At 70.4% G+C, this 22,858-nt stretch carries 18 protein-coding genes; 7 read left to right on the forward strand and 11 right to left on the reverse strand.

The features are described from left to right. The first annotated feature begins 14 nt into the window (after positions 1-14). Positions 15-782 carry a YwaF family protein gene (locus ACWEOW_RS14490; protein ID WP_452269911.1) on the forward strand — a complete coding sequence of 256 codons (768 nt, stop codon included), beginning with the start codon at positions 15-17 and terminating at the stop codon, positions 780-782. On the opposite strand, the gene ACWEOW_RS14495 is transcribed toward ACWEOW_RS14490, so the two are convergent. After that, complete coding sequence (locus ACWEOW_RS14495; RefSeq protein WP_452269912.1) at positions 693-1,580, reverse strand: class I SAM-dependent methyltransferase; 888 nt, start codon at positions 1,578-1,580, stop codon at positions 693-695. The genes ACWEOW_RS14490 and ACWEOW_RS14495 overlap by 90 nt on opposite strands. A gap of 149 nt (positions 1,581-1,729) precedes the next feature. Between ACWEOW_RS14495 and ACWEOW_RS14500 the strand changes: the two genes are divergently transcribed. From ACWEOW_RS14500 to ACWEOW_RS14520, 5 genes are all read left to right on the forward strand, one after another. Further along, positions 1,730-3,481, forward strand: a complete 1,752-nt coding sequence (locus ACWEOW_RS14500) for a SulP family inorganic anion transporter (RefSeq protein WP_452269913.1) — start codon at positions 1,730-1,732, stop codon at positions 3,479-3,481. 188 nt (positions 3,482-3,669) lie between these two features. After that, on the forward strand, positions 3,670-4,995 hold the full coding sequence (locus ACWEOW_RS14505) for an extracellular solute-binding protein (protein WP_452269914.1): 1,326 nt from the start codon (positions 3,670-3,672) through the stop codon (positions 4,993-4,995). Positions 4,996-5,032: 37 nt separating this feature from the next. Further along, the gene (locus tag ACWEOW_RS14510; RefSeq protein WP_452269915.1) at positions 5,033-5,989 is read left to right on the forward strand and encodes a carbohydrate ABC transporter permease; all 957 of its coding nucleotides are present in this window, start codon (positions 5,033-5,035) and stop codon (positions 5,987-5,989) included. Next, positions 5,989-6,822, forward strand: coding sequence for a carbohydrate ABC transporter permease (locus ACWEOW_RS14515; RefSeq protein ID WP_452269916.1), 834 nt, complete (start codon positions 5,989-5,991; stop codon positions 6,820-6,822). The genes ACWEOW_RS14510 and ACWEOW_RS14515 overlap by 1 nt, the downstream gene beginning before the upstream one ends. Before the next feature lie 33 nt (positions 6,823-6,855). Then, on the forward strand, positions 6,856-8,040 hold the full coding sequence (locus ACWEOW_RS14520) for an ABC transporter ATP-binding protein (protein WP_452269917.1): 1,185 nt from the start codon (positions 6,856-6,858) through the stop codon (positions 8,038-8,040). A 74-nt stretch (positions 8,041-8,114) separates the two neighbouring features. Here the strand turns inward: ACWEOW_RS14520 and ACWEOW_RS14525 are convergent, their stop codons facing one another. Then, positions 8,115-8,939, reverse strand: a complete 825-nt coding sequence (locus tag ACWEOW_RS14525) for an SDR family NAD(P)-dependent oxidoreductase (RefSeq protein ID WP_452269918.1) — start codon at positions 8,937-8,939, stop codon at positions 8,115-8,117. A gap of 22 nt (positions 8,940-8,961) precedes the next feature. Then, entirely contained in the window at positions 8,962-10,626 is a 1,665-nt protein-coding gene (locus tag ACWEOW_RS14530) for an FAD-dependent oxidoreductase (RefSeq protein ID WP_452269919.1), read from the reverse strand. A gap of 51 nt (positions 10,627-10,677) precedes the next feature. Here ACWEOW_RS14530 and ACWEOW_RS14535 point away from each other — a divergent pair, with 51 nt between their 5' ends. Then, a complete protein-coding gene (locus ACWEOW_RS14535) occupies positions 10,678-11,292 on the forward strand; it encodes a TetR/AcrR family transcriptional regulator (protein WP_452269920.1) in 615 nt (204 codons plus the stop codon). A gap of 340 nt (positions 11,293-11,632) precedes the next feature. Here ACWEOW_RS14535 and ACWEOW_RS14540 read toward each other — a convergent pair whose 3' ends face one another. The 8 genes from ACWEOW_RS14540 to ACWEOW_RS14575 form a co-directional block, all read right to left on the reverse strand. Then, positions 11,633-12,088 carry a flavodoxin family protein gene (locus ACWEOW_RS14540; protein ID WP_452269921.1) on the reverse strand — a complete coding sequence of 152 codons (456 nt, stop codon included), beginning with the start codon at positions 12,086-12,088 and terminating at the stop codon, positions 11,633-11,635. A 40-nt stretch (positions 12,089-12,128) separates the two neighbouring features. Then, positions 12,129-12,947 carry a GNAT family N-acetyltransferase gene (locus tag ACWEOW_RS14545; RefSeq protein WP_452269922.1) on the reverse strand — a complete coding sequence of 273 codons (819 nt, stop codon included), beginning with the start codon at positions 12,945-12,947 and terminating at the stop codon, positions 12,129-12,131. Between the two features lie 62 nt (positions 12,948-13,009). Next, positions 13,010-13,693, reverse strand: a complete 684-nt coding sequence (locus tag ACWEOW_RS14550; RefSeq protein WP_452269923.1) for a hypothetical protein — start codon at positions 13,691-13,693, stop codon at positions 13,010-13,012. Positions 13,694-13,862: 169 nt separating this feature from the next. Continuing rightward, entirely contained in the window at positions 13,863-16,736 is a 2,874-nt protein-coding gene (locus tag ACWEOW_RS14555) for a LuxR C-terminal-related transcriptional regulator (RefSeq protein WP_452269924.1), read from the reverse strand. Between the two features lie 27 nt (positions 16,737-16,763). After that, a complete protein-coding gene (locus ACWEOW_RS14560; RefSeq protein ID WP_452269925.1) occupies positions 16,764-17,228 on the reverse strand; it encodes a hypothetical protein in 465 nt (154 codons plus the stop codon). A gap of 109 nt (positions 17,229-17,337) precedes the next feature. Continuing rightward, positions 17,338-18,384, reverse strand: coding sequence for a hypothetical protein (locus tag ACWEOW_RS14565; protein WP_452269926.1), 1,047 nt, complete (start codon positions 18,382-18,384; stop codon positions 17,338-17,340). 204 nt (positions 18,385-18,588) lie between these two features. Next, on the reverse strand, positions 18,589-21,465 hold the full coding sequence (locus tag ACWEOW_RS14570) for a helix-turn-helix transcriptional regulator (protein ID WP_452269927.1): 2,877 nt from the start codon (positions 21,463-21,465) through the stop codon (positions 18,589-18,591). 71 nt (positions 21,466-21,536) lie between these two features. Next, positions 21,537-22,781, reverse strand: coding sequence for a hypothetical protein (locus ACWEOW_RS14575; protein ID WP_452269928.1), 1,245 nt, complete (start codon positions 22,779-22,781; stop codon positions 21,537-21,539). Between the last annotated feature and the right edge of the window lie 77 nt (positions 22,782-22,858).

The following is a 22,858-nucleotide window of genomic DNA, read 5'->3' on the forward strand; positions in this document are numbered from 1 at the left end:
CGGATGATGAGGGGGTGAGCACGCCGCTCGCCTACTGGGTCGCCGTGGCACTGGGGGCTGCCATCGCGGTCGCCGTGTGCATCGGGTGCCGCCGACGGCCGGGACCCTGGACCACGTGGGCCGGGCGAGCGATCGCGATCGTGCTGGCGCTCGACGCGGTCGTCTTTCTCGCACGCCCGCTGGTGCAGGGCGGCTGGTCGGTGCAGACGTCGCTCCCGCTCGCCCTGTGCGACCTCGCGCTCGTTGTCGCTGCGGTGACCTGCTGGTGGCCGGGTTGGCAGCTGGGCGTGGAGCTCACCTACTTCTGGGGGCTCGCCGGAACCCTGCAGGCGGTCATCACGCCGGACCTGAGCGCCGGGTTCCCACAGCTCGAGTTCTTCCAGTTCGTGGCGGGGCACCTCGGCATCGTGATCGCTGCGCTCTACCTCGTCGTGGGCCTGCGGCTGGAGCCCCGCCCGGGGGCGGTGCCACGCGTCTACGGCCTGACCGTGGCCTACGCCGTGCTGCTCGGGATCTTCGACTGGGCCACCGGCTCGAACTACATGTACCTCGCCGCACCACCTGAACGGGCCACGCTGCTCTCGGCGCTCGGGCCGTGGCCGTGGTACCTGCTCACGGCGTCTGCGGTCGCCTACCTGCTGCTGGTGCTCCTCGACCTGCCGTTCCGCCGGTCGCGCCGTCGCTCACCCCCGTCAGCGGTGCGTGGCGATGGCGACCCGGCCGTTGCGCAGCGAACCAGGGTTGCCGGCGGGCAGGTCAAGCCCGGCCGACAGCTCGAGTAGGTCGAGGTCGGACTCGACGTCGAACCCGTTGTCCGACAAGAGCTTTCGTATGCCGTCCGGTCGCCACAGCGAGCGCCACGGCTCGCGCGCCATCGGGTCCTCCTGCCGCGTCACGCGGAGCAGGAGTCGCATCACCCTCCGCATCGCGGAGGTGCGCAGCGACTTCGCCTGGTAGTTGACGACCAGCCGGCTGCCCGGCGCCGAGAGATGCGCGACCTGGTTGACGGTCGACCGCACCGCCTCGGCCCTCAGGTAGGGCACGACCCCTTCCCAGACCCACGTCGTCCTCACCGACCGGTCGAAGGAGGCGTGCTCGAGCGCCGGCGCGAGCGCGTCGCGGGAGAGATCGACGGCGACCGGGACGACCGTCGCGGCGACGGCCGGTCGCCCAGCGAGCCTGCGCAGCTTGTCGCGGCTCGAGGCGGGGTGGTCCACCTCGAACACCGTCGCCGCGGCGAGCTCGGTCATGCGCCAGGCGCGAGAGTCCAGCCCGGCACCGAGGATGACGACCTGAAGTGCTCCGTGCTGCGCGACCGCCTCGTCGATCGCGATGGTCCGGGGGACCATCGACACGCCTACCCACTGGACCATCTCGTGGCTCATGCGCTGCGGTCCGGAGGGCGGCACGCGTCCCTCTCGGACGTCGTCGACCACGGCCAGCTCGGACGGGTCGAGCAGCTCGCGAGCGACGGAGTCGTGGAACCGGCCCAGTGCGTAGCGTCCGTATGCTGCCGCCCGGCCCTGGCAGACCAGCACCGCCGTCGAGCTGGCCGCCTGCTCGGTCGCTTCGTCGCCCATGCGAACAGTCAAGCATCGTGGGCCGACCGGACCCATCGTCGCGGAGCGCCGACGGCGGGCAGGCTCGCGGACTACGCTGCCCTGCATGGTCTCGAAGACCACTCGGGTCCGCGCCGGGCGCCCGGCGCCGGGGCGATGACCCGCACCGCATGAGCGCCGTCGCTGACCGGCCCGACGAGGCCGCACGGGGGTGGCAGGAGCACGTGCCCGGCCTGGGGGCGGCGAGGTCGTACCGGCGCCCGTGGCTCTCCAAGGACATCATCGCGGGCCTGGTGCTGTCGGCGCTGCTCGTGCCGCAGGGGATGGCCTACGCCCAGCTGGCTGGGCTGCCGCCCGTGACGGGCCTCTACACCTCGATCCTCTGCCTCGTCGCGTATGCCGTCTTCGGGCCGTCGCGGGTGCTCGTCCTCGGGCCCGACTCCTCGCTCGGTCCGATGATCGCGGCGACGATCACCCCGCTCGTGCTCGCAGGGGGTGATCCGGCCCGCGCTGTCGCGCTCGCCTCCGTGCTCGCGATCATGGTCGGGGTCATCATGGTCGTCGCCGGTCTCGCGAAGTTCGGGTTCGTGGCCGACCTGCTCTCCAAGCCGACTCAGATCGGATACATGAACGGGCTCGCGCTCACGATCATCGTCGGCCAGCTGCCCAAGATCTTCGGCTTCTCCACCGACGCGGACGGGCTCCTCGCTGAGATCCGGGCCTTCGGGTCAGGACTCGCCAACGGCGAGGCGAACGCGGTAGCCGCAGTCATCGGGGTGGGCGCCCTGGCCGGCATCCTGTTGCTCAACCGGCTCCTGCCGAAGGTGCCGAGCGTGCTGGTGTTCGTCGTGCTGACCGCCGTCGCAGTCAAGGCCTTCGACCTCCAGGCACAGGGTGTCGACACGGTCGGCGTTCTCCCGCAAGGCTTTCCACCGTTCACGATCCCGCTCGTCGGATGGAGCGATCTGCCGCCGTTATTCCTCGGCGCGTTCGCGATCGCGGTCGTCGCCCTCGCCGACACGATGTCCACTGCGTCCGCCTTCGCCGCCCGCAAGGGCGACCGCGTGCAGGGCAACCAGGAGATGGTCGGGATCGGTGCCGCCAACATCGCGGCCGGGCTCTTCCAGGGCTTCTCGGTCAGCACGAGCGGGTCGCGCACCGCGGTCGCCGAGCAGGCGGGCGCTCGCTCCCAGGTCACCGGCCTCGTCGGCGCCGCGGTGATCACCGTGGTCCTGCTGTTCGCCAACGCCCTCATGCAGTACGTGCCGCAGCCGACGCTGGGAGCCATCGTCGTCGCGGCCGCGATCTCACTGACCGACGTCCCCGGCACCCACCGGCTGTGGCTGCAACGGCGCATGGAGTTCCTGCTCTCCATCGTCGCCCTGCTCGGCGTCGCCCTGCTCGGTGTGCTGCCGGGCATCCTCATCGCGGTCGGGATGTCGATCCTCAACGTCTTCCGCCGCGCCTGGTGGCCGCACCAGGCCGAGCTCGGCCGGGTCGAGGGGATCGCCGGGCTGCACGACACCAAGAGCTACCCGGATGCCGAGCTGCTCCCGGGGCTGGTCGTCTACCGGTTCGACGCACCCTTGATCTTCGCCAACGCGCGGACGTTCAACGAGACCGTGCGTGCGATGGCCGAGGACCGCCCGGACCTGCGCTGGATCGTCGTGGCCTCGGAGCCGATCACCGATGTCGACACCACAGCGGCCGACATGCTCGAGGACCTGGACACCTGGCTCGGTGACCGTGGTGTGTCCATGGTCTTCGCGGAGATGAAGGACCCGGTGCGAGCCAAGATCGAGCGCTACGAGCTGTCCCGCGCGATCGACCCGTCGCGATTCCTGCCGACCATCGGCGCGGCTGTCGCCGAGTACTCCAGACAGACCGGGGTGACCTGGCGCGGCCCGGACGGACCAGTGTGACGGCAGGCTGACCGTGCCGGTTTCTCGGGGCCTTCGAGCCCCGATATTCACCCGCTACGAGTGACGACCGGCGGGCAGCGCGGCGGGCACCCTGGGAGTGCTCCTGGGCCACCGCCGTCACGGGAACCGTGCGACGTGCCCGCGGGGGAGCGAGTAGCGCAAGCGCGACGCCGGACGGAGGCGTGGTCGTGGATCGTGGGTATCGAGGCAAGAGCACTTCGCAGCGGCACGGAGTCCGCAGGAGGCTGGTCCTCCTGACCGTGGCGGCCCTGGGTATGCCGCTCGTGGCGGCCTGCTCCCAGCAGAGCACCACGCCGACGCTGAACTGGTACATCAACCCGGACAACGGGGGCCAGAAGCGGCTGGCCGAGAAATGCACCCCGAAGGACGGCAGCTTCAAGGTGACCATCCAGACGCTGCCGAACGACGCGTCCCAGCAGCGCGAACAGCTGGTTCGCCGTCTCGCGGCGCAGGACAGCTCGATCGACGTGATGAGCCTCGACCCGCCGTTCGTGGCGGAGTTCGCCAACGCCGGGTTCCTGCGGCCGTTCTCGAAGTCAGACGAGGCGACCCTGACCCAAGGCGTCCTGCGGGCACCCATCCAGACGGCCTTCTGGAAGGGCAACCTCGTCGCGGCGCCGTTCTGGGCGAACACCCAGCTCCTGTGGTACCGCAAGTCGGCCGTGACGGCGGCGGGCGTCGACCCGACTGCGCCCGGGTTCACCTGGGACCAGATGATCAAGACCGCTGAGAGCCAGAAGAAGGTGATCGGCGTCCAGGCCAACCGCTACGAGGGCTACATGGTCTGGATCAACGCCCTCGTCGTCTCGGCCGGGGGGCAGATCATCACCAACGTCGAGGCGGGCAAGGACGCCACGCCCACGATCGCGTCGCCCGCGGGGGACACCGCGGCCCAGATCATCGGCACCCTGGCGCGGTCGTCCGCCGCGCCGCCGGCGATGTCCACGGCCGGCGAGGAAGAGGCGCGCTCGGCCTTCCAGGGCGACCGTGGGATGTTCATGGTCAACTGGCCGTACGTGTACAGCGCCGCCCAGGGCGACGCCAAGGCCGGGGCCATCCAACAGTCCGTCGTCGACGACATCGGCTGGGCGCGGTACCCGGAGGCCGTCGCGGGCAAGGAGAGCAAGCCACCGCTGGGCGGCATCAACCTGGCCATCGGGGCGTACACCCAGTACCCGAACCAGGCGCTCCAGCTCGTCAAGTGCGTCACGTCGCTCCAGAGCAACATCGACTACATGCTCGACTCCGGCAACCCGGCCGCGAAGGCCGCGGCATACGACGACCCGCAGGTCCGCAAGGTCTTCCCGATGGCCGACCTGATCCGCGACTCCATCAACGGAGCAGGGCCACGCCCGATCACGCCGTACTACAACGACGTCTCGACATCGGTCCAGATCACCTGGCACCCCTCCACCGGCGTGACCGCACCGGAGACGCCGAAGGAGACCAGTGACTTCATGACGGCCGTGCTGCACGGTCAGCGACTGCTGTAGCCGAACCGAAACCCGTCTCTGAAGAGCAGGAGGAGCCATGGCCGCCAACGAACCGGCAGCAGCCACAGGGCAGTCGGTCGCGACTGCGCCCCGCCCGGCGACGCCGGTGCCGATCTCCGACCGCACTCGCCACGAGCGTCGTCTCGGGCTCTACCTGTCGGCCCCCGCGTTCGTCGTCATGGTGGTCGTGACGGCATACCCGTTGGTCTACGCGGTGGTGCTCTCGCTCTACAACTACCGCCTCACGGACCCCTCCGGCCAGGAGTTCGTCGGCCTGCGCAACTATGCGACCGTACTGACCGACCCCGTCTGGTGGACCGACTTCAGCACGACGCTGATCATCACCGTCGCCAGCGTCGCGGTCGAGCTCGTCCTCGGGTTCGCGTTCGCCTTCGTGATGTACCGAATCCTGCGGGGCCGCAGCCTGGTCCGCACCGGCATACTCCTGCCCTACGGCATCATCACGGTGGTCTCGGCCTACATCTGGCGGTACGCCTTCCAGCTCGACTCCGGCTTCATCAACCAGTGGTTCAACCTCGCGGACTTCAACTGGTTCGGGCAGCGATGGTCGTCCCTGTTCATCATCATCCTGTCCGAGATCTGGAAGACCACACCCTTCATCTCGCTGCTGCTGCTCGCAGGTCTGGTCCAGGTCCCGTGGGACCTGCAGGAAGCGGCCTCGGTGGACGGGGCCACCGCCTGGCAACGGCTGCTGCGCGTCACCCTGCCGAACATGAAGGCGGCGATCATGGTGGCCCTGCTGTTCCGGACACTCGACGCATGGCGGATCTTCGACAACCCGTTCATCATGACGGCCGGCGCCAACCAGACCGAGACCCTGTCGTTCCTGGCCTACCGCCAGAACGTCACACTGCTCAATATCGGGGTGGGGTCCTCGATCTCGGTCCTGCTGTTCTTCACGGTCGTCATCATCGCGTTCATCTTCGTCAAGCTCTTCAAGACCGACCTGTCACAGGTGAGGGGTGACCGCTGATGACGAGCCCACGCGCCGCCAGATGGTGGACCATCTGGGGTCTGCTCATCCTCGTATGGGCGGTGTTCCCCCTGTTGTGGATGGTGTCACTGTCGTTCAAGGACCCGGCGACCTTCCGCAGCGCGACCCCGACCTTCTTCCCGAAGGAATGGGTGTGGACGAACTACCAGACCGTCTTCAGCGACTCCCTGTTCACCAGTGCTCTGCGCAACTCGGTGGGTATCGCGCTCATCGCGACCCTGTTGTCGGTCATCGTGGCGATGTTCGCGTCATATGCCATCGCGCGGCTCGAGTTCCCCGGCAAGAAGCTCCTCTTGTCGATGGCCCTCGCTATCGCGATGTTTCCCCAGGCCGCCCTCGTCGGGCCGCTGTTCAACATGTGGCGCAACCTCGGCATCTATGACACGTGGGTCGGCCTGATCATCCCTTACCTCACCTTCGCGCTCCCGTTGTCGATCTGGACGATGTCGGCGTTCTTCCGGCAGATCCCGTGGGAGATGGAGCAGGCGGCCCAGGTCGACGGGGCGACGGCCTGGCAGGCATTCCGCAAGGTCATCGTGCCGCTCGCGGCCCCCGGTGTCTTCACGACGGCGATCCTCACGTTCTTCTTCTGCTGGAACGAGTTCCTGCTCGCCATCTCGCTCACCTCGACCGACAAGGCCCGCACCGTTCCGGCCGCCCTGTCGTTCTTCACCGGCGCCTCGCAGTTCCAGTCGCCGGTGACCGCAATCATGGCGGCCTCCGTGGTCGTCACCATCCCCGTCGTGATCCTCGTACTGGTCTTCCAGCGCCGGATCGTGGCGGGCCTGACGTCCGGCGCCGTCAAGGGCTGACGTGCCCTTCGTCAACCAAAGGAGTGGTCAGTCGTGGCAGCCATCACCATGAAGAACATCGTCAAGCAGTACAGCGACGGGTATCTGGCCGTCGACGACGTGAGCCTCGACGTCGCCGACGGTGAGTTCGTGATCCTGGTGGGACCGTCCGGGTGCGGCAAGTCGACCTTGCTGCGGATGATCGTCGGGCTGGAGGACATCACCTCCGGCGAGATGCTCATCAACGGCACCCGCGTCAACGAGAAGGCCCCGCGCGACCGCAACCTGGCGATGGTGTTCCAGAACTACGCGCTCTACCCGCACCTCAACGTGTTCGAGAACATCGCTTTTCCCTTGCGGCTCAAGAACGCTCCCGAGTCGGAGGTGAAGGCGAGCGTGCAGGAGGCGGCCGAGGTCCTCGAGCTGACCGAGCACCTCGACCGCAAGCCGGCGAACCTCTCCGGCGGGCAGCGCCAGCGGGTCGCGATGGGCCGCGCCATCGTCCGCAAGGCAGACGCGTTCCTCTTCGACGAGCCACTGTCGAACCTGGACGCCAAGCTCCGTGGCCAGATGCGCACCGAGATCGCCCGCATGCAGCGCCGGCTCGGCACGACCACGGTCTACGTCACCCACGACCAGACCGAGGCGATGACGCTCGGTGACCGGATCGCCGTGCTGCGCAAGGGAGTCATGCAGCAGGTCGGGACCCCTCACGACCTGTACGACTCGCCGACCAACCTGTTCGTTGCCGGCTTCATCGGCTCGCCGCCGATGAACTTCATCCCCGGGCGAGTGCGGGACGGCGGCATCGAGACGCCGTTCGGGGACGTGGCCGTGAGCGACCGCTTCAAGCGTTCGGCCGGGCACGAGCTGGTCATCGTGGGCATCCGTCCGCAGCACTTCGAGGACGCCTCGCTCCTCGAACCGACCGTGAGGGCGCGTGGCCACACGTTCTCGGCGACGGTCGACGTGACCGAGTGGCTGGGCGACGAGCTGTACGCCTACGTGCCGTACGAGGCGCCCCATGACGTGACGCAACAGCTCAAGGAGCTGCAGCGCGAGCTGGACAGCGAGCAGATGCGCACCCAGCTGGTCGTGTCGCTCGACGCCCAGAGCCGGATCAAGAGCGGCATGACGACCGATCTCTGGTTCGACAGCGAGCAGGCCCACATATTCGACCCCGCCAGCGGGGAAAACCTGACGCAGTATGCCGCCCGGCCAGAGCCCGCCGTGAGCTGACCGCGCGGACCGCGGGTCCCAAGACGGTGGGGCGTATGCCGGAGAGGGCGGCATACGCCCCCCACTTGTGTCGGCTAGCGGCGCGCCCCTGTGTCCAGCAGGCTCGCCATCCGCTTGGCGACGAGGTCCGTGGCGCGGCGGGGGCTGAGCCGGGTCAGCCGGTCGAGCATGCGGGCGTCCTTGCCGACGACGACGCGGTAGTGGCCCTTCTCCACGCCGCTCTCGATGATCTGGCGGGCGGCGTCCTCCGGTGTGGTGAGCGACGCGGCCTGGGCCGGGTCCATGGCCTCCATCCCCGGGATGGCGACACCGCTGTTCTCGGTGATCGGGGTGGCCACGCCTCCCGGATGCACCACGGTGACAGAGACATTCGTGGTCCGTAGCTCCGCGTAGAGCCCTTCCGTGAGCAGCTGCACGGCCGCCTTGCTGGCTCCGTAGACCGTCTGGCCGGGGACCGGGACGAACGCGCCCATGCTCGAGACGTTGACGAGCGCCGCCTCCGGCCTCGCGAGCAGCACCGGCAGGAACGCCTGGACCGTGTTGACGACGCCCCAGAAGTTGACCGCCATCACCTTCTCCACGTCGGCTCGGGCGAGCTCGGCGAACGGGACGAAGCGCTGGATGATCCCGGCCACGTTGAGCAGGCCGTCGACCTGTCCGTGGACGGCCATCACCTCCTGCGGCAGGGCGGCGACCCGGTCGAGGTCGGTCACGTCCACGGTGTGGCTCGAGAGCCGCTCCGCCGCAGGTCCTGCCAGACGGGCCGTCTCCTCGAGGCCTTCGGGCCGCAGGTCGACCGCGGCCACTCGGGCGCCGCGCGCGAGGAGCGCCAGGACGACCGCGCGGCCGATCCCGCTGCCGCCGCCGGTGACGACCAACACCTTGCCGGAGATTCTCATGTGTTCTTCCTTGCTCTCGAGATCAGCTCGCCACGGCAGGCTGCCGGGCTGCGTGCTTGGCGGCGATGTACCCGAAGACGCAGGCCGGACCGAGTGTCGACCCCGGCCCCGGGTAGGTACGGCCCATCACCGACGCGGAGGTGTTGCCGGCCGCATACAGGCCGTCGATGACGGTCCCGTCCTCGCGCAGAACCCGGGCATCCACGTCGGTGAGGACACCGCCCTTGGTGCCGAGGTCACCTGCGACCACCTCGACCGCAGTGAACGGACCCTTCTCGAGAGTCCCCAGGTTGGGGTTGGGGCGGGAGCCGGGGTCGCCGTAGTAGCGGTCGTATGCCGAGTTCCCGCGCCCGTGGTCGTGGTCGATGCCGGTTCGCGCGAACCCGTTGAACCGGTCGACGGTGGTCGCCAGGCGGCCCGGGTCCACGCCGATCGCGTGGGCGAGATCGTCAAGGGTGCCGGCCTTGTGCAGGATGCCGGCCGCCGCCATCGCCTTCGTCGCGCGCGGATCGAGGGCGTAGGACCGCAGGTAGCGGCGTGCATGCCGGACGTCGGCGATCATCCAGTACCTCCCGGGCACCGTCTCGCAATGCTCGAGCATGTGGTGGCCGAGGTCGACGTAGGACTCGGACTCGTTGGCGAACCGGTCGCCGCGCCCGTCGACGATGATGGTGTGCGGCATCGAGCGCTCGCTGACCAGGAACGCCGCGGTGCCCCCGACCGCCGACGGCGGGATCGATGCGCCCCACCAGCAGTCGTCCATGAGCTCGAGGGCCGCCCCGATCCTCACCGCTACGTCGATGCCGGTGCCGACATTGCCCTTCGAGCCCGACGAGGCCGTGCCGTCGACGCCCTGGTAGCGCTGACGCCACTCCCGGTTGTGGTCGAAGCCCCCGGCCCCGAGCACCACGCCGTGCCGCGCCCGGATGCGTTGTGTGGCGCCGCCGCGGGTCGTACGGACCCCGACGACCCGGCCGTCCTCGACGACCAGCTCCTCGACCGGGGCGGACAGCCAGACGGTGGTCCCCTGCCGCAGGGCGACGTTCAGGAGTGAGGCGGTCAGCGCCGCGCCCATCCCGACCAGCCGCTTGCCGCGCACCAGCCCACCGAGGACCCGACCGACGACGCGGGCGCCGCGGGCGGCGCCGTCCGGTGTGGTCCAGGCCCGCGACAGCAGCCAGAAGTCGTCCGTCTTGACGGGTGCAGGCACGCCGTCCTGGCCGCGCGCCGTCGCCCACCAGGAACCGAGCCTGCGGGTGTCGAAGGGCTGGACCTCCAGCGCCCGGCCGATCTTGCCGCCCGGCTGCTCGGGGTAGTAGTCGGGATACTCCGCGGCGCGGCAGAAGCGCACGCCCAGCCGCTCGGCGAGGGTCACAAAGCCCTCGACACTGTCGACGAAGGCCTCACGCCGCTCGGGTGAGGATGCGGGACCGGCGTCTCCGACGGTGACCTCGAGGTAGGCCAGGGCCTCCTCGCGCGAGTCCGCGGCGCCGGCACGGCGCATCAGCGGGTTCGTCGGGAGCCACAGGCCCCCACCCGACATCGAGCTGCTGCCACCCCAGCGGTCCGTCGCCTCCAGCATCAGCACGGTCAGCCCCGCGTCGGCGGCGGTGATCGCCGCCGAGAAGGCTGCCGCGCCGGTTCCGGCGACGACGAGGTCGTATGTGTGGTCCCAGACGTTCTGCATGGTTCAACCTCCACTATCCGGACAATGCTGTCCGGTTCGATACAGTGAAGGATGCCTGCTCCGCAGACCCCACGCAAGAGTCCCGAGCAGAACCGTGGATCCGCCGGTCGGCCGAACCGCGGTCCCGCGGCCGCAGCCGCCAACCGAGCCGCGTTGGTCGAGGCGGGCCGCGAGCTGTTCGCCCGCGATGGCTACGACGTCCCGATGAGCGCCATCGCGCGGGCGGCCGGGGTCGGGCAGGGCGTGCTCTACCGGCACTTCCCCAGCCGGGTCGCGCTCGCGCTCGCGGTGTTCTCCGACAACATCGACGAGCTCGAGCGGACCGCGGCCGCCGACGACGACGAGGGAGGCTTCCTTTCGCTGTGGCGCAGGATCGTCCACCAGACCCTCGAGTCGACGGCGTTCGTCGACCTGCTGGTCCGGGCCGAGCCGATGCCCGACTGGGCCGGCGCCGACCGGCTCGAGGCGATCGTGAGCGCACCCCTCGCGCGGGCCCAGGCCGCCGGGCTCGTCCGCGCCGACCTCACGGCGCACGACGTGATCCTGCTGCAGCGGGTGATCTACGGCGTGATCGTGACCGCCCCCGAGTCGACGGACCTCTCGGCCGAGGTCAGGCGCACGGTCATGCTCGTCGACGAGGCTCTGGGGCGAGCCCTCGACGGCTGATCGACGTGGCCCGCGGGCCACCACAAGTGAGCGCCTGCGCAGCTGTCGTGCCGGTATGCCGCTTGCGACCACGACTGGTGGCCATCGGCGCAGCTGTGGTGTGGCGTCGGGCTGCAGCGACCGCAGGGCGTCCTGGTAGAGCCCCAGCATCAGGGCCAGGTCCTCCTCGAACTGGGCGAGGCCCTGCCCGCGCTCGCCGACTGAACACCGCGTCTCATCGGCTCGGCCCAGCGAGGAAAGGCTCGTAGAAGAGCTGCTTGACGGCGCGCGGCGAAGGAGCATGCCCGCGACGAGCGCGATCCCGAGCAGCAGGAACGAGGACGCGACCGTCGCCGCATGCTCACTCGGCGAGCAGGGCCGCCAGGGTGCCGCCGAGCTCGAAGGCTGCGTCTCGGACGTCGCGGTCGACCGGTCCGGTCACCAGCAGCGGGCTCGCCGAGCGGACCCAGCCCAGCGCCCCGGCGATCGACTCGATGGCGCGGCTCGCACCGGCCGTGTCGTTGTTGCCGTGCACCCAGTAGCCGTACGGCATTCCGCGCTTGGCTTCCAGCGTCGGGTAGTACACCGTGTCGAAGAAGTGCTTGAGCGCCCCGCTCATGTAGCCGATGTTCGCCGTGGTGCCAAGGAGTATGCCGTCGGCTCCGAGCAGGTCGCTCACCGTGGCGGACAGCGCGGGGTGGAGGTCGACCGTGACGCCCTCGATGCCCTCGGCGCCGGTTCCGGCGAGGACGCTCTCGAGCAGCTCCTGGGTCGCGGGCGACGGCGTGTGGTGGACGACGAGCAGACGCGCGGTCACGCTGCCCAACCTAGCCGCCCACGCGGCATACGCTCGCGGCTCAGGCCTCGCGACGCGGCTCGGCCGCTGCCGACCACTCGTCGTCGAGGATCGCGTAGCCGACCGAGTCGAGCCATCGCCCGGACCGGTGCAGCGAGTCGCGCACCCCGTGCACCTCGCGGCGCATGCCGACGCGCTCCATAAGGCGCCACGAGGGCTCGTTGGCGAGGAAGGCCGCAGCGGTGACGCGGCGCAGGCCGAGGTCGTCGAAGCAGTATCGGAGGATCTCGCGCACGGCTTCGGTGGCGTAGCCGTGCCCGGTGTAGGCCGGATCGAGGACCCAGCCGAGCTCGGCCTGGACGTCGTGCGCCTGGTCGGCGACCTCACGCTGGGCCCACGCATCCTCGCGGCGGAGCATGAGGTCGCCGATGACCGGCCCCGAGATGCCGCCGAGAGTGATGACGAGGGTCGTCGCGAGCCGGGCGGGGTCGCAGAAGAGCGCGCGGTAGCCCTCGAGATCGGCGGGGCTGCCCGTCAGCCACCCGTTGACCTCCTCGAGCCGCCGGAACCTCCACGTCGGCTCGGTGTCGTCGACGGTGGAGGGACGGAGGGTGAGGCGCTCGGTGCGCAACGGGCGCTCCAGGGCCGAGCGGCGCTCGGGGGACGGTGCGCCGGCGGCGCGCAGGTCGAGCAGGACGGCGCCGATGTCCCGGAGTCCGGCGAGTATGCCGTGCAGCTGGGCCTGGTCGGCGACTGCGACCGTCACCGTGGTGGTGCCGTCGGAGGCGCGAGCCAGGTCGAGCTCGCCGAGCCAGGTCGACCAGTGGTCGTCGAGGTGACCATCGACGCGGATCGTGTAGGTCGTCGGGGAAGGGTGCACGGGAGCCCTTTCTGGTTGCCTGGACGGTGCCGTCGTCACCGGCCGGCCCCGCTCCCGGGTGCTCATCGGACGGTGGCGACGTCGGTGCGCGCTGTGTCGGTCTCGCTCGAGTCTGCCCCTCGCCGGGCCAGGCGGAAGAGCGAGACGCCGAGCCCGATCATCGCGATGCCGTTCGGGAACGCGAGGAGGCGGTAGAACGCATCCGGCATCACCGCCAAGGCGGCGCTGACGACGCCGCTGACCGCGAGCAGCACGGCCGCCCAGCGAGCGAGCACGTGGGCGCGGAAGAGTGCGATGCCGAAGACCAGACCGCCCAGCAGGTAGGCAGCGCCCTGGAGCTTGGCCATGGTGGCCAGCGCCCCGATGTCACCCACCGGCGAGCCGCCGGTCGTCGCGGCGATGACGTCGTTGGCGTAGGAGGGGCTGATGGCTGCGACGGTCGGCATCACGAAAGCGGCGACGAATGCCGTGCTCATGATCATGAGGTAGCCGGCGCTGAGGACGAGGTAGCCGACGAGGCCGAGCACGCCGTTGCGGCGCACCTGGCTGAGGTACATGCCGGTGATCCCGACCAGGGACAGCACCGCCATGAGGACCTTGAGGGTGTCGCGGACGGCCATCTCGGTGGTCTGGATCGAGGCCGCGTCCAGGGGCGGGTGGTTGACCTGGACGCCGATGAAGAGGGCGCCCGCGGCCACGGCGCAGATGCCGGCAGCAGCCGTGAGGCGACTGGTGGTGATGCTCATGTCAGGCTCCTTCGTTCCGGTGCCGGACGTGCTGCCCGGCGATGTCGCAACGCTAGGAACCGACGTGGTGAGGCCACATCACCAGATGATGTGACTCCGGTGGTGAGCCTTCTGACGAGACTTTGTGGCGAGACTCGTGGTGCGCCCGTGGCGGGTCGGCGGGCCGCCGTCAGACGAGGCCGAGGTCGGCGGCTCGGCGGACCGCTGCTCGACGGGTGTTCACGCCGAGCTTGGTGAAGATGTGCTTGGTGTGCGTGCGCAACGTGTTCACCGAGACGAAGAGCCGTCGCGCGATCTCCGGCCCGCTGAGGTCCGTCGCGAGGAGCCGCAGCACCTCCAGCTCGCGCTCGCTCAGCTCCTCGTTCCCTTGCCCTGCCGTGCGTCCAGGTCCGTCGCGTCCGGGCCCAGTCGCGCTCGGCTCGGCCGCCGCGGCAGCCAGCAGGCGCCTGGCCTGCGCTTGCGCCTCCGGCGCCTCGCTGCGGGCGACCTGCTCGAGCAGCGTGGTCATCGGCTCTCCCTCGTCGAGGAAGAGGCGGACGTACCCGGCCGGCACGCCGTCGAGGAGGGCAGCGGCCAGGTCCGTCGTCGCCGAGACGTCATCGTTCGCCTGGCGTGCCAGCGCCCGCACCGTGAGCCCCTCGACGATGCTGCCGTCCCGGCCCGCGGCCCGCGCGACGTCGAGGAGCCGGTCGACCAGGTCGAGCGCCGCGCGCGGGTCACCTTCGGCGACAAGCAGTCTCGCGAGGGTCAGCTGGTCGTGCTCGGCGAGGTAGACGGGCAGGTCCGTCGGCGCGACCCCGCGGTCTCGCGCCCACTCCCGGGCGTCGTCGAGGCGGCCCTGCCGGATCCGGACTCGTGCGCGGGACGCCGCGATGGGACGCACGTCCGGAAAGTAGCCGGGCAGGAAGAGCGGCTCTGCCTCGTCGAGCATCGAGCCTGCACCGTCGAGGTCGCCTCGAGCCTGCAGCAGCGCGGCTGCCGCGGTGAACCACCGAAACCGGTTCTCCAGCAACGACGCCCGGTCGCCCAGCTCGCGCGCCACCTCGAGGTGCTCCTGCGCGGCATACAGCTCGCCCTGCTCGCGAAGGACGTCGGCAAGGCCGACATGCAGGTCTCCCGTCGTCGGGAGCACCGGGCCGGGGTGGCTCTCGGCGGCGGCGAGCGCGCGCTCATACAGTCGGCGCGCCTCGACCGGGCGTCCGCGCCCCAGCCACATGTTGCCCAGCACGACGGTCGCGCCGAGCTCGTCGGCCAGCATGCCGGCGGCGTGGAGGCTGGCGACGGCCTCGGTGAAGGTGTCGACGGCCGTGCCGAGGTCGCCGGCGGCCCAGGCTGCCAGACCGACGAACCCTGCGGCTGCACCACGGGGGAAGTGGTCATCCGGTCCAGCCAGGGCGAGAGCCCGGCGCGCGTGCGCGACGGTGCCCTCCACGTCGCCCCGCGCCTGCGCGACGGAGGCACGATAGACAGCGACCATCGATGGGAGAGAACGGAGCTCACCGTCTCGGCCTTTGGCGGCATCGGCGAGCGCTCGCGGAGTGGCGATGGTCGCGGGCGAAGCCGCATCCAAGGAGTCCGCGGCATCGGCGAGCCATGGCTCCACCGCATCGAGGTTGCCGGTGGACAGCTGGCTCCAGCCCATCACCGTGGCGAGCAGTGGTCGGCGCCTGACGACGTCGTCGGGCAGCGCGCCGAGCCAGTGCCGAAGGATGCGGTCCTGGCGCTGCCTGCGCAGGCCGGCCACCGCGAGCTCGACGAGGTCGGCGGCGTGCTCGTGGTCACCGCTCGCGATCGCGTGCGGCACGGCGTCGATGAGCTGCCCGTTCTCGGCGAGCCACCGGCTCGCCGCGGCATGCAGCTCGCCGACGGTATGCCGGTCGGTATGCGGGTCGGTATGCGGGTCGACGGGGCTGGCGGGGCTGGCGGCGGGGCTGCGCGCGGTCAGCCGGGCGCGCAGCGCGTCGGCGAACAGGTGGTGGTAGCGGTACCACCGGCGCTCGCTGTCGAGCGGGACGAGGAACAGGTTCTCGCGGTCGAGGGTCTCGAGAAGCTGCTGGCCGTCGGTGCGGCCAGTGAGGGCGTCGCAGAGACCGCCGCACAGCTGGTCGAGCACGGAGGTGTCCAGCAGGAAGTCGCGCACCTCGTCCCGCTGCCGGTCGAGCACCTCCTCGACGAGGTAGTCGAGGACGAACCGGTGGCTGCCGGAGAACGCCTCCACGAACCCGGCGACGTCGCCAGGCCGGTCAGGGGGCGTGTCGCGGGACGCGGTGCCGGACCGGTCGCGGGACTCGGTGCGGGACCGCTGGCGGTACTCGGTGCCGGGCCCCGAGTGGGCCCGGGCCGCGAGCGCGGCCAGCTGGAGCCCGACAGCCCACCCCTCGGTCCGAGCCTCGAGGTCGGCGACGAGGTCGGGCCCTAGCTGGAGCCCCATCACGTCGTTCAGGAACGCCTGGGCCTCCGCGTCGGTGAACCGCAGGTCCGCTGCCCGCACCTCCACGAGCTCGCCGCGAGCGCGCAGACGGGAGAGGGGAAGTGGCGGATCGGCCCGGGTGGTCATGGCCAGGGTGACGTGCGGCGGAAGGTTGTCCACGAGGAAGGTCACCGCGTCGTGGACCGCTGCCCCGTCGATGACGTGATAGTCGTCGAGCGCCATCACCATGGGGCCGGCCAGCACGTCGAGGTCGTTGACCAGGCTGACCAGGACGGCGTCTGGCGGAGTCCCGTCGCTCGCATCCAGCAGGGCGAGCGCCTCGGCGCCGGCGTCGGGTTCGGCCGTGCGGATCGCGGCGACGAGGTGGGTCAGGAACTGTCGCAGGTCGGCGTCGGCACCGTCCAGGGCCAGCCAGGCCACCGCGCGCCGCCCCCGCTCGGCAGCGAGCCACTGGGTCAGGAGCGTGGTCTTGCCGAACCCGGCCGGAGCCGCGACGAGGACGAGCCGTGGCGTCGCGCCCCCGTCCGCTGCCAGCCGGTCGGTGAGGCGGTCCCGCTGCACCAGGCGACGACGAGGCGAGGGCAGGTGCAGCTTGGTGCCCAGCACAGGCATCTGCTCAGAGTAGGGCCAGCGGTGTCGTCAGGTTGCCGGTGGGTCGTCAGCCAGCTGGACCCAGGTGCCCAGCTCGTCGACGTCTGCGCCGCGGGCGAACGCGCGCAGCGCCTCCGCCGCCCGAACAGAGGTCGAGATGAACTCGCCGGCGAACTGGGCACGATCGGGAACAGCGAAGTCGTAGGTCTCGTCGGCACCGACCAGCCCGGACCCCTGCAGGACAAGCCACCGGCCGCCCTCGTCGCGACGGCGGACGACGCCCAGGTCGCCGTTGATCGACAGACCGAGCAACGGGGAGTCCGAGCCGGCCCTGGACACCTCCGTGTAGCCCGACCTCAGCTCCAGCAGGGAGTCCAGCAGCTGCTGGTATGCCGCGTCGTCGGAGACCGTCCGTGCCCCGACGACCCCGGGGGTCCCTGCGGCCTCGGCGGTCCCGGCGACCTCGGCGGTCCGGCCGGGGATCGGCTGGGCGACCGTCCACTCGACGTCCACGGTCGGTCTCCTCGTGCTCGGGTCCGTCATCGGACCTGCAGGTGGATGACCGGGGCCGCCACCGCAGCAGACCGCTGGTGGACGGCCGCGCCATCCTGGCCTCTGGTGCTCACCAGCCCTCTGGTGACGGGAGACTGGCCACCGTGCCGAAGCCGACGTTGGCCCACAGCGAACCGAAGGCGACGACTCCGCCGAATACGAGTGGCTGCCCGGCGACTGACACGGCACGGTCCGCGGTCAGGTCGTCACGCAGATGGACGAACCGGCCGTCCATCGGCACCCAGACCTCACCGGCGATCACGACGGGGCTCCCGACGGACGTGCCCGCATCGGTGATCGTCGCCTCCCGGGTCACGAGGTCGAGGCGCGTGATCAGCGACGAGCAGTCGCTGATCCAGAGCGCGGTCGCGGTGACCACTGGTTGCTGGTCACAGAACTGGACCGCAGTGGGCACCTGGACGCGGGTGGTCACCTCGCGGGTGGCGGTGTCGACAGCGACGAAGCGATGGTTGCGGTAGTCGGTGACCCACACGGTCCCGTTGACCTCGATCGGCGTGGCCGGTCCGTAGGCGCTGCGATTTCCGACCTTCACCTGGTCGAGCAGCGCGCCGTCCGTCGCACGAAGGATGGACAGCGTGCCGCTGTGGTGGCCGGCGACCCAGATCTCGTCGCCCACGATGGCCGACCCCGACGGCGCGTCGCTGGCCACGGACCACTCGAGCTGCCCTGTCCTCGCGTTCCACTTCTCGACGTGGTCGGTGCCGAAGACGGCGCGCACGATCGTGTCCCCTCCGCCGGTCACGTTGGCGCCGGGGTCGCCGCTGACGACAGTGACCTCGTCGGTCGTCGGGTCGATCGCCACGAGCCCGTCGGGCGACGCGGCCCAGACCCGTCCACCGGCCACGGCCATCGTGCCGACGAACCGGAGCTCCCGGGTCGGGATCGTCGCCGTCGGATCGACCTCGTGGGTGACCACCCCGGTGAGGTCGAGCCTTCCTACCGTCCAAGCCTCAGTGGCTGCGTCGGTCCGCCCGACGGCTGACGTCGAAGGCGCGTATGCGGCACCGAGCGCCGATGCGACCAGGGTGAGCGCCGCCGCTGCGAGCAGCCGTGTCCGGCTCGGTCGCCGGGGCGAGACGTGATGGTGCGTGTTCATGGAGTCCTCCCTCGTGCCGGACCCGGTCGGGTGGCAGGTTCCACGGTTGCGGTAAGCCGCGTGCCACACATCTGGCGTTTGCCTTATCTCTGGCAGCACCGCTCGGAACGGGTGCGTCCGGCGAGCCGATCAGCGACTCGATGGGTCAGTCGGTGGCTCAGTCGGTGGCTCAGTCGGTGGCTCAGTCGGTGGCTCAGTCGTGGCTCAGTCGATGAGCAGCGTGCGGCGGGCGATGGCCGCTGCCTCGGTGCGGTTGCTCGCATGCAGCTTGGCGAGGATCCGCGAGACGTGCACGCTGGCGGTCTTGGGCGACATGTTCAGCTCGTGCGCGATCTCGTTGTTGCTGCGTCCGTCGGCGACGAGCGACAGCACCTCGCGCTCGCGCACAGTCAGGTGGTCCGGTCCGGTCGGCCGCTCGCCGGCATCGCTGGGAAGGGGAAGGCGGGCCCGGCGGGCGAAGGCGAGGATCTCCGTCCGCAGCGGTGCGGCCCCGAGCCGGTCCGCGGTGCCCAGGGCTCTGAGGGTCTCGGCGAGCGCGCGGTGACGGTCGCCGACCGCGGCGAGGGACTCGGCGACCCGCAGACGGCATACGGCTTCGTCCCAGCTCCACCCGATGAGCGCCCACGCATCTGCTGCGGCAGCCCAGTCGGCGGGCACGTGGGCACCGCGATGGCTCGCCATCAGGGCCGCGTGCTCGGCGCGGAACGCGTCGGCCGCCGGACAGTCCCACTGCAGGCGCGCCGCGATCGAGTCGATGCGCTCGACGAAGCCGTGCGGCGCAGGATCCGCCGGACGCGCGGTGTGAGCGGCCGTCTCGGCGCGAAGGCTGGCGTTGAGCGCCGGCCACACCGTCGCCGCGCGCCAGGCGCCGGGGTCGCCTTCGAGCGCGCAGAGCAGTCGACGGGCGACCGCTGCGCGCCCGACCGCGTAGAGCGCGAGCACCACGTCGCCCAGGAAGGGCCCGTCCTCGAACGGGTCGGCATCCACCTGCAGGATCGGCTCGACCCGGCCCAGGAGCTCGGGGACACCGGCGATGTCGCCTCGCGTGACCAGCAGGCGCATGGCGGTGGTGTCGGCCTCGTCGTCGAAGCCGGGAACGGTGCGTAGCACGTCGACCAGCTGCTGCGCGGCCGTCCAGTCGCCGACGTCGAGGTGCGCCCTGGCCAGCAGGAACGTCAGGGTCGCGTATCGGACGGGGATGAGGTGGGGCGCCCGGATCGGGGCGAGGACGCGCTCGGCGAGGTCGATCGCCTCGCGCGAGTAGCCGGAGCCGACGAGAAGCACGAGCTGGACTGTCGAGATGAGCAGCCGGTCAGCGACCGGTGCGTCCTGGAACTGCGCGGCCAGCGCAGCCATCCGGTCGGCCTCCGGCCGCGGCCGCGCCCGCACCTGGGCGTCGAAGCCGACGAACACCGCGGCCCGCAGCCGCGCCTTCCGATGTCCCAGTGCCTCGGCCATGTCGAGCGCGACCCGATGCTGCTCGTCCGCGAGCCGAGGGTCGAACCGCCTGGCCGCCCTCGCATTTCGCTGCAGCGCGTCCGCCGCCCTGAGGTCCGGCGCAGCGCCCAGGAGCGTCGTCGCGCGGTCCCTCGTCGTGGTGTGGTCGACCGAGACCGGCCCTTCGAGCCGGGCCCTGGCACCCTCCGCACAGAGGGTCAGCCAGAGCTGGCCCACCGGGTCGGCCTCGCCCCTCGTCAATGCCCGCTCGCGGTTCACGATCTCGAGGAGCTCGGCCCAGTGACCGCTCGCCATGGTCGCGATCGCGAGGCCGTAGAGGATCTCGTTCCGTCCGATGCCGGCCACGGCCTCCGCGTCCGGCACCTGCGGCCACAGGTCCAGGGCCCGCGTCCAGTGGAGCGACTCCAGCGCCGCGTCGCCGATCTCTGCGGCTGCGAGGGCCGCGCGACATGCGGCATCCAGGGCCGCCGGAGCGTCCCCGGCCTGGAACCAGTGGTGCGCCAGGGCGAACACCGCGGCCGCGTCGGTCCTGACCCTGCCCTCGATGGCACGCGCCCAGGCCCGGTGCAGCTCGCGACGCCGACTGGGCAGCACCGTGGCTGCGACCGCCTCGCTCACCAGGGCGTGGACGAAGGTGATCGAGGCGGTCTGGTGCGACACCCCGAGCACGCCGCTCCGGACCGCCTCGTCGATGCTGGCGTCGAAGTCCACCTCGGAGAGGCCCGTGGCGGACCTCAGTCCCACGAGGTCCAGGGGCCCGCCGGCCAGAGCGGCGGCCTCGACCAGCCTGCGCGCCGGGGCCGAGAGGCGGGGGAGCCGGGCCAGGACGATCTGGCGAAGCGAGAGCGGGAGCTGGGAGTCGACATCGTCGAGACTGGCGACGAGCTGCTCGACGTGAAGCGGTAGGCCCCGTGCCAGGCCGACGATCCGCTCCGTGAGCGGCCGGGTCATGTCGGGTCGTCCGATGCCCGAGATCTGCTCCCGAACGCGGGCCTCGTCGAGCCGTCCGAGATGGATGGTGTGAGCGTGGGGTTGCGACTGCACGTCGGCGAGCATCGAGCCCACGGACTCCGGGTATGCCGCGGCCGCCCGGACCGAGCCGACGAGCAGCTGCCTGCGGGCCCCGACGGAGCGGGCAGCGACCGTGAACAGGTCACGGCTCATCCGGTCCGCCCACTGCAGGTCCTCGACGACCCAGCACAGCATCCGGTCCGCCGACAGCTGGTCGATGAGGGTCAGGGCTGCCCCGAGCACGAGCACCCGGTCCAGCGTGGTGCCCCCACCGAGCGAAGGGACGATCCCCGACAGGTGCTCGGCCGCGTGGCCGAGGCGCCGTCGCACCTCGTCCGGGCCCACCTGCCGGACGATGTCCCGCACGGAGTCCGCCAGGACGCCGAACGGCACATCGCCCTCGGCGAGGTCGACGCCGTGCCCGAAGACGACGAGGTCGCGTCCGCGGATCCGGTCGGTGAGCTCCGCGACGAGGCGCGACTTGCCGACTCCGGCCTCACCGCTGACGATGACGACCGACCCTCGGCTATCCCGTGCGTCCTCCGCCAGGTCCAGCAGGTGTGACAGCTCGGTGTCGCGGCCCACCATGACGCGGCTGCGCGGGTACGGCATACGTCCATTGTGGGCGAATCGGGATAGTACGTCTCACGATCAGGGCTATTCGCCGGTTTGGCCGGGGAAGGTCATCTGTTGAGCTTCACCGCACACGGGTCGGCGCCCTTGTCGCCGCGAGCCATGAAGTTCTCGGCGACCTCCTCGGTGAGCACGGTGGGGTCGATCTGGGCGTGCATCACTGCCTGGACCGCGGTGCTGCGCATGTCGAACACCTGGTCGTAGACGGTCTTCGGGCTCTTCTTGTTGACGGTGTCGGTGAGGAACACCGGCGCGTTCGTCCCCGCCTTCAGCTCCAGCACGAACCTCTGAGCAATGGTCAGCTGCTTGTCGCCGGGCAGGGCCGGCGCGCCCATGTCGGCAGACGTGACGAGCGTGGGCTTGTTGAAGCCATACCAGTCGTCGGTTGCGACATCACCGATCAGCAAAGGAGCTTCAAATGCACCGGGGGCTGAGAACTCCTTGATGATGGCAGCTTTCTGTGCCGGCGTGCCACTGGTCAGAAGAATGCCGCCGATATGCAGCTCGTGCATCACCCGAATAGTTGTTGCTTTTGCCTGCACCGGGTCCGCTTTTGATTTTGCAGAGGCGAGGGCGTAAATGCCATTCTCGTCCAGCGGCAATATGACCAGCTGTCCGACCATTCGCTCGAGCACCCATTTGTCGATGCAGGCGAGCTGCTTGGGCTTGGCGACGGACGTCGACTTCACGACCGGCTTCAGGGACGCCGACGGCTTGGGCGGGTCGACCTGCAGCGGGAGGTCCGAAGGCACGCTGGGGATCGGGAAGGGCGCGATCGCCGGGTTGCTGGCCAGGCTCTGCGGCTCTTCCGTGCGCGTGGGCATGGTCTGGTAGTCCGACTGCAGGGAAAGCGCCTGGTTGATCCGCTGCTTGACCGCCTCGTTGCAGCTCGCCGTCCACGTGAGCAGCGACAGCGTCAGCACGCCGGACATCGCCAGGGCCAGCCGGCCGCTGCGCCGTCTGGGCTCGATCGGGCTGCCGTCCCGCACGGCCTGGCTGATGCGGACGCGATGGTAGGTCGGCGCGCGGTGGTGCAGGTCCCCGAACTCTCTCGGGACGTCCACCCGGAACTCGGGCTCGGGGTCGGGGTAGAGGTCCTCGCGACCGAACGCCAGCTCACGCCGTGCCCGCCGGTGGGGGTATTCGGAATAGGTCCGGACGGCATACCGGGAACGCGGGCCGATGGCCTTGGGGTTCTCGAGGTCGTGCGCGCCTTCGCCATACAGCTCCCGCACGGTCAGCTTGCGGATTTCTGCAGCCCTAGATGCAGAATGCCCCGCCTGCTCGGTCGACATCGCCCTCCCCCCGTCCGCTATTCACCACATTGTATACCTAACGGCTCAGACTGGACCATAACAATCATGTTTCGGTC

This window comes from Monashia sp. NPDC004114 (assembly GCF_053603855.1).